We start from the raw sequence: 11,418 nt of genomic DNA, 5'->3' as shown, positions 1-11,418 counted from the left end.
CCCCCGTCGGCGGCACCCCCATCCTCAAGCTCACCCCCGGCGCCCCCGGCACCCGCCCCTGGCCCGAGCGGATGCGCGTGCTGCTGCGCACCCCGATGTCCGAGCGCCCCGGCTACGAGCGCTCCGCCCGCTCCGCCCCCGCCGACAACGATTCCGCCCCCGGGACGCCGCCCGTCCCGCGCATCCTCGACATCGCGCTGCGCATCGGCGAGCTCCTGCTCGCCAGCGGCGAGGCCGCCGAGGACGTCGAGGCCGCCATGCTCGGCGTCACCCACGCCTTCGGCCTGGACCGCTGCGAACCCACCGTCACCTTCACGCTGCTGTCGATCAGCTACCACCCCTCGCTGGTGGAGTCCCCGACCACCGCCGAGCGCGTGGTGCGGCGCCGCGGCTCCGACTACACCCGCCTCGACGCCGTCTACTCCCTCGTCGACGAGATCACGGCCGAGAAGGCCACCATCGAGGACGTCTACCGGCGCCTCGCCGACATCCGCCGCAACCGCCACCCCTACCCGGGCTGGATGCTCGCCTGCGCCTCCGGGCTCCTCGCCGGCTCGGCGTCCGTGCTGGTCGGCGGCGACTGGGTGGTGTTCCTGGTGTCGTTCCTGGGCGCGCTGCTCGGCGACCGCGCCGCCTGGTGGCTCGCCGACCGCGGTTTCCCGGAGTTCTACCAGTACGCGCTCGCCGCGATGCCGCCCGCGCTGCTGGCGGCGGCGCTCTTCGCGGCCCGCCACGAACTGGACTACAGCGTCCAGGCCTCCGCGATCATCACCGGCGGGCTCTTCGCGCTGATCCCGGGGCGGCCCCTGGTGGCGGCCGTCCAGGACGGCCTGACGGGCTACTACATCACCGCCGCCGCCCGGCTGCTGGAGGTGCTGTACCTGTTCATCGGCATCGTCTGCGGCATCTCGGCGATGCTCTACCTGGCGCTGCACGCCTTCCACATGGGGCTCGCCGGGGTGGACACCGCGCCGGTGACGCGGGACCGGCCGATCATCCAGATCCTCGCCGCGGCCGGCCTCACCATCGCCTTCTGCGTGCTGATGCAGTCCGACCGGCCCACCCTCGGCTGGGCGGTCGCCAACGGCGCGGCCGGCTGGGTGGTGTACGCGGTGATCAACCGTCAGGCGGGGCTCTCCGCGGTGGTGGCCACGGTCGTGGCGGCCATACTGGTCGGCCTCTTCGGGCAGTTGATCGCCCGCTTCTACGGCGGCTCCACGCTGCCCTACGTCATCCCGGCGCTCGGACCGCTGCTGCCGGGCTCCTCGCTCTACTACGGGCTGCTGGGCATCACCCAGAACCACATCATCCCGGGGCTGCTCTCCACGGCCCGCTCCGGCGCGCTGGCGCTGGCGCTGGCGGTCGGGGTCAGCCTCGGCGGCGAGGTGAGCCGGCTCTTCCTGCCCGCCGTCCGCGGCGCCCCCGGCATCGTGCCCGGACGGCGGCGTGCCGCCAAGCGCACCCGCGGCTTCTAGCGCCGCGGCACCAGCGCCGCTCCCCTCGGCAATACGCCCCGGTCGCGACACTAGGCTGTACCGATGGTGACCCCAGCGAGCAGCGTGTGATCGCTTTCCTCTTCGCCCAGTACGACCGGCACATCCTCGACCCCGGCAAGCAGCCGCTCTTCCTGCTGCTCGTCGGGTTCATCCTGTCGTTCCTGACGATCCGCTTCAGCGTGCGCATGATCCGCCGCGGGGTGTCCTGGTGGCCCAGCAACATCAAGGCCGGCGGGCTGCACATCCACCACATGGTGTTCGGCATCGCCATCCTGATCGTCTCCGGGGTGGCGTCCTTCGCGCTGCGCGGCGACGCCCCGGGCTGGCGGGACGTCTGGGCGTTCTTCTTCGGCACCGGCTGCGGCCTCGTCCTCGACGAGTTCGCGCTGATCCTGCACCTGGAGGACGTGTACTGGAAGGAGCAGGGCCGCAAGAGCGTGGACGCGGTGATCATCGGGATACTGATCATCGCGATCCTGCTGCTGGGTCAGTTCCCGCTGGGCGCCCGACCGCCGACCGGCGGACGCTGGGCGCTGGTCGCGGTGATCTGCCTGGACGCGGTGCTGGCGCTCGTCGCGCTGCTGAAGGGGAAGATCTGGACCGGGCTGCTGGGGATCTTCGTCCCGGTGCTGGGGCTGATCGGCGCTATCCGGCTGGCCCGTCCGGGCAGCCCGTGGGCGCGCTGGCGGTACACCTCGCGGCCGCGCCGGATGACCCGGGCGGTGCGCCGCGAGCGGCGCGTCCACCGGCGCGCGGACACCGCCCGGACCTGGCTCTTCGACCGGATCGCGGGCGCGCCGGAGCGCTCGCCGATGATCCAGAAGTCGCCGATGCTGCGGGACGCGGCGGGTCGGCTGGCGCAGCGGGTCGCCCCGCCGGACACCGGCGCGGGCGCGGGCGAGCCGCGCGAGGCGGAGGAGCCGTGGCTCTCCCGCCTGGAGCACTACCGCGACGACCTGCGCGAGGACCACGAGGAGTCCCGCCGCCGCCACGAGCTGCGCCGCGCGGCGCGCCGTCGGCGCCGCGAGGCGGCCCGTCAACGCGGCCGCAACACCCGTCCCCCCACCATCAGGTGAACCCCCGCCACCCCACGGTGCCAGGCGAAGCCCGGCCGGATGGGGTGCCGGGGGCCAGGGCGGCGGCGAACCGCCGCGCCCGCGCGCCGCCGCGACTCAGTGGCCGCCCTCGGCCTCCAGCCGCTTGACGCTCGCCTGAATCTCCAGCTCCGCGTCGGTCCGCCCGACCCAGTCCGCACCCTCCACGGACTTCCCCGGCTCCAGGTCCTTGTAGACCTCGAAGAAGTGCTGGATCTCCAGCCGGTCGAACTCCGAGACGTGGTGGATGTCCCGAAGGTGCTCCACCCGCGGGTCCGACGCCGGCACGCACAGCACCTTGTCGTCGCCGCCGGCCTCGTCGGTCATCCGGAACATGCCGATCGCGCGGCACTTGATGAGGCAGCCCGGGAAGGTGGGCTCCTCCAGCAGCACCAGCGCGTCGAGCGGGTCGCCGTCCTCGCCGAGCGTGCCCTCGATGAATCCGTAGTCCGCCGGGTAGCTCGTCGAGGTGAAGAGCCGACGGTCCAGGCGGATGCGCCCGGTCTCGTGGTCCACCTCGTACTTGTTCCGCGAACCCTTGGGGATCTCGATCGTGACGTCGAACTCCACCGGTCCGTCCTCCTTAGGGCGTGTCCGCATGCATGGTGCCTGCGAGTGATGCGAGAGAGTTACAGCGCTCTAGTGTCTCCTACAAACCAAGCTGCGAACGAAAGGGGCTGGTCGCCGATGGCCCGGCCGGTCGGGGGAGAGGTCGCGAAGCGCATCAGAAGGGCGGCGGGAGACGGGCGGAGAGGCGCGAAACGCCTCGTCGCGGCCGTCTCCTCGGCCGCCCCCGGCGCGGTACGGCGACCCCTCGGGACGCGCGCCGTCGTCGGCGGCGCCGCGGGCGCCGGGCTGCTGATCGCCGTCGGGCTCGTCGCCGCGACCGGACCGTGGCAGGCCGGCCAGCGCGTCGCCGAGCGCTCCGCCGCGCGCACCGCCGAGGCCGCCCTCGGCCACCGGCCCGTCGAGCACCGGCCCGCCGGCCACCGCCCCGGCGGCGCCGGCAGCGGCCCCGGCAGCGACGCCGCCTCCGCCCCGGCCGTGCTCGCCGCGCTGCCCGCGAACGGCGCCGCCCCCGCCCCGTCCGCCGTCGCCAAGGCGCTCGCCGGGCCGCTCGGCAACCCGGCGCTCGGCTCCGTCACCGCGACGGTGCTCGACGCCCGCACCGGCCGGCTGCTCTACTCGCGCGCCGGGACGACCCCGATGACGCCGGCCTCCACCACCAAGCTCGCCACCGCCACCGCCGCGCTGCACGTCCTCGGGCCCGAGCACCGCATCACCACCCGCACGGTGCTCGGCGCGAAGAACACCCTGGTCCTGGTCGGCGGCGGCGATCCGACGCTGACCGCGGCGGCCGCGCCCGCCGGGGCCGGCGGCGACGCCGACCTCGCCGACCAGCCGGCCCGGCTCAGCGACCTCGCCGACCGGACCGCGGACGCGCTCAAGCGGTCCGGCACCACCAAGGTGACGCTCCGTTATGACCTCTCCGCGTACACCGGGTCCCCGTACGACTCCATCGGCGTCAACGACAACCTCGCCAAACAGGTCCCGCTGATGGTCGACGAGGGCCGCGTCGACCCGGGCAGCACCGAGAACGCGCCGCGCTTCTCCGACCCCGCCGCCAACGCGGCCTCCCGGTTCGCCGCGCTGCTCGGCAGGTTCGGGATCACCGTGCAGGGCGCGCCCGCGTCGGGACGGGCCCCGGCCGGGGCCGCCGCGCTGGCCGCCGTCCAGGGGCTGCCGACCGCCGACCTCGTGGAGAAGATGCTCACCGAGAGCGACAACGACATCGCCGAGGCACTGGCCCGGCAGGTGGCCCTCGCCGAGCACGCCGACCCGAGCTTCGCCGGCGGCGGCGCCGCGGTCCGACGGGTCGTCACCAGCCTGGGCGTGCCCCCGGCGGGGCTCGCGCTGCACGACGGCAGCGGGCTGGACCGCGCCAACACCATCCCGGCCGAGACGCTCGCCCGGCTGCTGGCGCTCTCCGCGGCGCCGGGCCACCCCGAGCTGCGGGCGGTCGCCACCGGGCTGCCGGTGGCGGGCTTCACCGGGACGCTGGACGAGCGCTACATCGGGGGCGGCGGCGGGGGCGGGGCCGGCGTCATCCGCGCCAAGACGGGCTCCCTGACCGGCGTCAACACCCTCGCCGGCCTCGCCCCGGACGCCGACGGCCGCCTGCTGGCCTTCGCGTTCATGTCCAACAAGTCCTTCGACGCCACCGCCGCCCGCACCGCCCTCGACAAGCTCGCCTCGACGGTGACGTCCTTGCGGTGACGCACAAGCGGCGCGGGTGACGGGGCCGCGACTCGGGGATTACCCGGAACCGCCCCCCATCCCGTACGTCTTCGCCCCGCTTCGGGGCGCAAGCACGTACGGTGAGGCTATGACGAGCAGCGGTGCGGACATGGTCGACTGGAACCTGGCGGTCGCGACCGCGACCCGGTTGGTGCGTCCCGGGCCGGATATCAGCCCGGACGAGGCAAGGGCGGTGGTCGCGGAACTGCGGCAGCACGCCGCCGAGTCGGAGCAGCATGTGCGCTCCTTCACCAAGATGTCCTCCCCGGACGGCGGCACCCCGGTGCTGGTCGTCGACCGCCCGGGATGGATCAAGGCCAACGTCGCCGGCTTCAGCCAGCTGCTCCAGCCGCTGGCCGAGAAGATGGCCGCCAAGCGCTCCGCCGCCGTCGGCGGCTCCTTCGTCGGCACGGTCGGCGGCAAGATCACCGGCCTGGAGCTGGGCATGCTCCTCGCCTTCCTCTCCTCCCGCGTGCTGGGCCAGTACGAGACGTTCGCGCCGACGGCCCCGCAGATCGCCCCCGCGGCCGCCGGCCAGGGTACGGAGGCGAGTGGCGACGCGACCACCGGCGACGCCCCGCCGAAGGCCGGCCGGCTGCTGCTGGTCGCCCCGAACGTGGTGCACGTGGAGCGTGAACTCGACGTCGACCCGCACGACTTCCGGCTGTGGGTGTGCCTCCACGAGGAGACGCACCGCACCCAGTTCACCGCCGTGCCGTGGCTGCGCGACCACATCGAGGGTGAGATCCAGACCTTCCTCGCCGAGACCGAGATGGACCCGGCGACGCTCTTCGAGCGGGCCCGCGAGGCCGTCCAGGCGATGAGCGGCAGCAGCGAGGAGTCCGGCGAGGGCGGCGGCCACTCCTCCTCGCCGAGCCTGGTGGAGCTGGTCCAGACGCCGGCCCAGCGGGAGATCCTCGACCGCCTCACCGCGGTGATGTCCCTCCTGGAGGGCCACGCCGACTACGTCATGGACGGCGTCGGCCCGCAGGTGGTGCCGTCCGTCAAGGAGATCCGCGAGAAGTTCGCGCAGCGGCGCAAGCAGGGCACCGGCCGCCTCGACCAGGCGCTGCGCCGGCTGCTGGGCCTCGACGCCAAGCTGCGCCAGTACCAGGAGGGCGAGCGGTTCGTCCGGGGCGTGGTGGACGCGGTCGGGATGGACGGCTTCAACCGGGTGTGGACGTCGCCGAACACGCTGCCGTCGCGCGACGAGATCAACGACCCCTCCGCGTGGGTGTCGCGGGTCGCGCACAAGTAGTCGGCACAAGCAGTCGCGCACAAGGAGCGGCCCGGCTGCCGCGTCCTCGCCCCGGCGCCCCGCGCCGGCCCACCGGGCCGGCGCGGGGCGCCGGGGTGTGTAGGGGGCTGACCTTCGAATAAGTGATCAGGGATACTCACCCATAAGAGGGACTGAGGTCCACCACGGGCCGTCACCACTCGGACACGGGCCGCTCGTTTGAGACCATCGAGCCGTTCGGTGCAAGACGTGGAACCCCCTCCCCTCGGTTCCCGCCCGGGCTCCAAAAGGAGTGATCGCCCGTGGGACCTCACCCCGCAGTCGCCGCGATACGCCTGGCCGTCCGCCAGGCCCTCGCCGACCTTCCCCCCGACTCGCTCGTCCTCGTCGCCTGCTCCGGCGGCGGCGACTCCATGGCGCTGGCCACCGCCGCCGCCTTCGAGGCCCCCCGGCGCGGGATCCGCGTCGGCGCCGTCACGGTCGACCACGGCCTCCAACCCGGCTCCACCCAGCGGGCCGTCGCCCTGCTGACGCGCCTGCGCGCGCTCGGCCTCGATCCCGTCGAGGCGCTCGGCGTGACGGTCGACCCCGACGCGCGCAGCGGCCCCGAGGCCGCCGCCCGCACGGCCCGCTACGCCGCCCTGGACGCCGCCGCCGAGAGCCACGGCGCCGCCGCCGTGCTGCTCGGCCACAACCTCGACGACCAGGCGGAGACGGTGCTGCTGGGCCTCGCCCGCGGCTCCGGCCCGCGGTCGCTCTCCGGGATGGCCGCCGTCGGCCCCCGCTACCGCCGCCCCTTCCTCGGCCTGAGCCGCGATCAGCTCCGCACCGCCTGCCACCAGCTGGGCATCGAGGTGTGGGACGACCCGCACAACACCGACCCCAGCTTCACCCGCTCCCGGGTGCGCCACGAGGTGCTGCCGGTGCTGGAGAAGCAGTTGAAGAAGGGCGTCGTCGAGGCGCTGGCCCGCACCGCCCGCCTCTGCCGGGACGACGCCGACGCGCTGGACGCCTGGGCCGAGCGGGAGGCCGCCCGGGCCCGCACCCCGCACGGCGATCTGGACGTCACCCGGCTCTCCGACCTCCCCCCGGCGATCCGGCGGCGGATACTGCGCCGGGCCGCGCTGGACGCGGGCTCGCCGGCCGGCGCGCTCTTCGCCTCGCACGTGGAGACCGTCGACGCGCTGGTGACGAGCTGGCACGGGCAGGGGCCGCTGAGTCTCCCGGGGGGCGTGGAGGCGCTCCGCCGCTGTGGCACCCTGGTCTTTCGGCGTCCCCCCGGCGTGAGCGAGGAAACGCGCTTGTAACGTGGGGGATGCGGTACGCCGCGGCAGATGCATCCGATGCAGTCCCCTGAAAACGGCTGCAGCCCCCGAGACGAAAGCGACGATCCGGGTGGACGTCAACGACATGGGCACCGACCTCACCAAGGTGCTCGTCACGCAGGAAGAGATCCAGGCCAAGATCGAGGAGATCGCGGCCGAGATCGACCGGGAGTACGAGGGGAAGGACCTGCTGCTCGTCGGCGTCCTGAAGGGCGCCGTCATGGTGATGGCGGACCTGGCCCGCGCGCTGCACTCGCCGGTGAAGATGGACTGGATGGCCGTCTCGTCCTACGGGTCGGGCACCCAGTCCTCCGGGGTGGTGCGGATCCTGAAGGACCTGGACACCGACATCGCCGGCAAGCACGTGCTGGTGGTCGAGGACATCATCGACTCGGGCCTGACGCTCTCGTGGCTGCTGTCCAACCTCAGCTCGCGGGGCCCGGCCTCGCTGCGGGTGGCGACGCTGCTGCGCAAGCCGGAGGCGGCGAAGGTCGACATCGACGTGCAGCACGTCGGATTCGACATCCCCAACGAGTTCGTGGTCGGCTACGGCCTCGACTACGCGGAGCGGTACCGCAATCTCCCCTTTATCGGGACGCTGGCCGAGCACGTCTACGCCTGACCCCTTCGGGGCAGGTCACGGGGAGTGGGCCCGCGGGAACACGGGCTTCACTACCCTCGTTGGAGCAGTTGCGGCCGGACGCCGCCGCAAGGCGGGGTGGGCGGGTTGTTGCAAGCACGCCTCCGCTCCGGGTGACAATGGTCGGAACACCGGACGCTTCGGTGGCCTCCCTCGAGGCCGCCGGTGCACTCGAATTGGCAGGAGGGACGGGGCCCCGGCCCCGCATGGATGGACGTGAAGCGATACTTCCGTGCGCCGGTTCTGTGGATCGTGGTGGCCGTGGTCGCCGTGATCGTGGTCATGCAGGTGGCCTCCTCCTCGAGCGGCTACAAGTCCGTGGACACCGGCGATGTGGTGGCCGCCATCAACGCGGGCAAGGTGCAGCAGGCGGAGCTCACCACCGGCAATGAGCAGACCATCAAGGTGCAGCTGAAGTCGGGCCAGAAGGTCGACGGCACCGACAAGATCAAGGCCTCGTACATCGGCACGCAGGGCACGGCGATCGCCGACGCCCTGCAGAAGCAGATGGACGACGGCAGCAAGAGCAGCCTCCCCGGCGGCTACACGGTGAAGCCCACCAAGGAGAACGCCTTCCTGAGCGTTGTCCTGTCGCTGCTGCCGTTCCTCCTCATCGTGATCGTCTTCCTGTTCCTGATGAATCAGATGCAGGGCGGCGGCTCGCGGGTGATGAACTTCGGCAAGTCGAAGGCGAAGCTGATCACCAAGGACACCCCGAAGACCACGTTCTCGGACGTGGCCGGGGCGGACGAGGCGGTGGAGGAGCTCCAGGAGATCAAGGAGTTCCTGCAGGAGCCCGCCAAGTTCCAGGCGGTGGGTGCCAAGATCCCCAAGGGCGTGCTGCTGTACGGCCCGCCCGGCACCGGCAAGACCCTCCTCGCGAGGGCCGTCGCCGGCGAGGCCGGGGTGCCGTTCTACTCCATCTCCGGCTCGGACTTCGTGGAGATGTTCGTGGGTGTCGGCGCCAGCCGCGTCCGCGACCTCTTCGAGCAGGCCAAGGCGAACGCCCCGGCGATCGTCTTCGTCGACGAGATCGACGCCGTCGGCCGGCACCGCGGCGCGGGCCTCGGCGGCGGCCACGACGAGCGCGAGCAGACGCTCAATCAGCTGCTCGTCGAGATGGACGGCTTCGACGTCAAGGGCGGCGTCATCCTGATCGCCGCCACCAACCGCCCGGACATCCTCGACCCGGCGCTGCTGCGTCCGGGCCGCTTCGACCGGCAGATCGCCGTCGAGGCGCCCGACATGCAGGGCCGGCTGGAGATCCTCAAGGTCCACCAGAAGGGCAAGCCGCTCGCGCCGGACGTCGACCTGACGGCCGTCGCCCGCCGCACCCCCGGCTTCTCCGGCGCGGACCTGGCGAACGTGCTGAACGAGGCGGCGCTGCTCACCGCGCGCAGCGACAAGAAGCTGATCGACAACAGCATGCTCGACGAGGCGATCGACCGCGTCGTGGCCGGGCCGCAGAAGCGCACCCGGATCATGAGCGAGGCGGAGAAGAAGATCACGGCCTATCACGAGGGCGGCCACGCGCTGGTCGCCCATGCGATGCCGCACACCGACCCCGTCCACAAGATCACCATCCTGTCCCGGGGCCGCGCCCTGGGCTACACGATGGTCCTGCCGGACGAGGACAAGTACTCCACCACCCGCGCCGAGATGCTGGACACCCTCGCCTACGCGATGGGCGGCCGGGCCGCGGAGGAGCTGGTCTTCCACGACGTCACCACGGGCGCCTCGAACGACATCGAGAAGGCCACCAAGACGGCCAGGGCGATGGTCACCCAGTACGGGATGACCGAGCGGCTCGGTGCGATCAAGCTCGGCAACGACAACGGGGAGCCGTTCCTGGGCCGCGACATGTCGCACCAGCGCGACTACTCCGAGGAAGTCGCCGGGCTGGTCGACGAAGAGGTCAAGAAGATGATCGAGAACGCCCACGACGAGGCGTGGGAGGTGCTCGTCGAGAACCGCGACGTCCTCGACAACCTCGTTCTCGAGCTGCTGGAGAAGGAGACGCTGAACAAGGAGCAGATCGCCGAGGTCTTCCGCTCCGTGCAGAAGCGTCCGCCGCGTCCCGCGTGGACGGGCTCGGCGCGGCGCGCGCCGTCCACCCGCCCGCCGGTGCTCTCCAAGAAGGAGCTGCTGGCGAACGGCTCGGCGCCGGCGGCACCCGCCGACAGCGTCGACACCGGGACGCTGCCGCTCCCGCCGGTGGACGGCGGAGGCGTCGAGTAGCGGCCGTTGTGGTTGGTGGCCCCCGTGGCCAGGGATCTACCCTGGTCGCGGGGGCCATCCCCGTATCTGGGCGGACAAGAGGGAGCAGCTGTCATGACGGATCCGGTGAACCGGGACTACAACGAGGAGTGGCAGCCGGGCGCCTTCGACGAGAAGCGCGCCGAGGCGGCCGTCCGCGAGATCCTGTACGCCATCGGGGAGGACCCGGACCGGGAGGGCCTGCGCGAGACGCCCGCGCGGGTGGCGCGGGCGTACAGGGAGATATTCGCGGGCCTCTGGCAGCAGCCGGAGGACGTCCTGACGACGACGTTCGACATGGGCCACGACGAGATGGTCCTGGTGAAGGACATCGAGGTCTTCTCGAACTGCGAGCACCACCTGCTGCCGTTCCACGGGGTGGCGCACGTGGGGTACATCCCCGCGGAGAGCGGGAAGATCACCGGGCTGTCGAAGCTGGCCCGGCTGGTGGACGTGTACGCGCGGCGGCCCCAGGTGCAGGAGCGTCTGACGACGCAGATCGCGGATGCGCTGATGCGGATTCTGGACGCGCGCGGGGTGATCGTGGTGGTGGAGGCGGAGCACCTGTGCATGTCCGCACGGGGGGTGCGGAAGCCCGGGGCCAAGACCACCACGTCCGCGGTGCGCGGGCAGCTGCGGGACCCCGCCACGCGCTCCGAGGCGATGAGCCTCATCCTCAGCCACTAGCGTCCCCGCCTCGTTCGCCGCCCCGGCACCCCACCCGCCCATCGGCGCAAGGTCTGCTTGCGGCCCTGCTGTCCCGCCCGCCCGCGGAACGCCGCGGACCGCGCAGCGGTCCGGGCGGGGCGGAGGGGCGGCAGAACCGGGGACCGCGCCGAGCGCGTGGGGGCGGCGAACGTGGGGGTGGGTGGGCGCTTAACCTTGTGGGCATGCGAGCGCATCCTGTCCCCGACGCCGCGGTGACGCCCCGGCGCGCCCCGCTCGGCCTGCCCGCGCTGGACCGCACCGCGGTCATGGGCGTCGTCAACGTCACGCCGGACTCCTTCTCCGACGGCGGGCGCTGGTTCGCCGCGGACACCGCGATCGCCCACGGCCGCGCGCTCGCCGCGCA

Annotated in this window: 10 protein-coding genes; 9 read left to right on the top strand and 1 reads right to left on the bottom strand. The window is 72.7% G+C overall.

Annotated features, from left to right (window positions below; all coding sequences use genetic code 11):
- Together BIV57_RS14405 and BIV57_RS14400 are read left to right on the top strand one after the other, a co-directional pair.
- The coding region (locus BIV57_RS14405; RefSeq protein WP_071657197.1) for a threonine/serine exporter family protein at positions 1 to 1,475 on the top strand (1,475 nt) is incomplete at its 5' end.
- 86 nt (positions 1,476 to 1,561) lie between these two features.
- Entirely contained in the window at positions 1,562 to 2,572 is a 1,011-nt protein-coding gene (locus tag BIV57_RS14400) for a hypothetical protein (RefSeq protein WP_071657196.1), read from the top strand.
- A gap of 96 nt (positions 2,573 to 2,668) precedes the next feature.
- Here BIV57_RS14400 and BIV57_RS14395 read toward each other — a convergent pair whose 3' ends face one another.
- Positions 2,669 to 3,160: an inorganic diphosphatase gene (locus BIV57_RS14395; protein WP_071657195.1), complete on the bottom strand. Its 492-nt coding sequence runs from the start codon at positions 3,158 to 3,160 to the stop codon at positions 2,669 to 2,671.
- A gap of 117 nt (positions 3,161 to 3,277) precedes the next feature.
- Between BIV57_RS14395 and dacB the strand changes: the two genes are divergently transcribed.
- From dacB to BIV57_RS24155, 7 genes are all read left to right on the top strand, one after another.
- Positions 3,278 to 4,867 (top strand): D-alanyl-D-alanine carboxypeptidase/D-alanyl-D-alanine endopeptidase, encoded by a 1,590-nt coding sequence (gene dacB, locus BIV57_RS14390; RefSeq protein WP_071657194.1) that lies wholly within the window; start codon positions 3,278 to 3,280, stop codon positions 4,865 to 4,867.
- Between the two features lie 109 nt (positions 4,868 to 4,976).
- A complete protein-coding gene (locus BIV57_RS14385) occupies positions 4,977 to 6,146 on the top strand; it encodes a zinc-dependent metalloprotease (protein WP_071657193.1) in 1,170 nt (389 codons plus the stop codon).
- Between the two features lie 281 nt (positions 6,147 to 6,427).
- Complete coding sequence (gene tilS / locus BIV57_RS14380; RefSeq protein WP_071657192.1) at positions 6,428 to 7,432, top strand: tRNA lysidine(34) synthetase TilS; 1,005 nt, start codon at positions 6,428 to 6,430, stop codon at positions 7,430 to 7,432.
- Between the two features lie 88 nt (positions 7,433 to 7,520).
- The gene (hpt, locus tag BIV57_RS14375; RefSeq protein WP_217651728.1) at positions 7,521 to 8,072 is read left to right on the top strand and encodes a hypoxanthine phosphoribosyltransferase; all 552 of its coding nucleotides are present in this window, start codon (positions 7,521 to 7,523) and stop codon (positions 8,070 to 8,072) included.
- 228 nt (positions 8,073 to 8,300) lie between these two features.
- Positions 8,301 to 10,328 (top strand): ATP-dependent zinc metalloprotease FtsH, encoded by a 2,028-nt coding sequence (gene ftsH / locus BIV57_RS14370; RefSeq protein ID WP_071657191.1) that lies wholly within the window; start codon positions 8,301 to 8,303, stop codon positions 10,326 to 10,328.
- A 93-nt stretch (positions 10,329 to 10,421) separates the two neighbouring features.
- Entirely contained in the window at positions 10,422 to 11,033 is a 612-nt protein-coding gene (gene folE / locus BIV57_RS14365; protein ID WP_071657190.1) for a GTP cyclohydrolase I FolE, read from the top strand.
- A gap of 203 nt (positions 11,034 to 11,236) precedes the next feature.
- Positions 11,237 to 11,418 (top strand): dihydropteroate synthase (locus tag BIV57_RS24155; protein WP_175548759.1); only part of this gene is annotated, 182 nt, incomplete at its 3' end.

The organism is Mangrovactinospora gilvigrisea, from assembly GCF_001879105.1.
GTDB lineage: Bacteria > Actinomycetota > Actinomycetes > Streptomycetales > Streptomycetaceae > Mangrovactinospora > Mangrovactinospora gilvigrisea.
The sequence above is the reverse complement of the archived record's forward strand: the minus strand, read 5'-3'. Positions and strand labels throughout refer to the sequence as shown.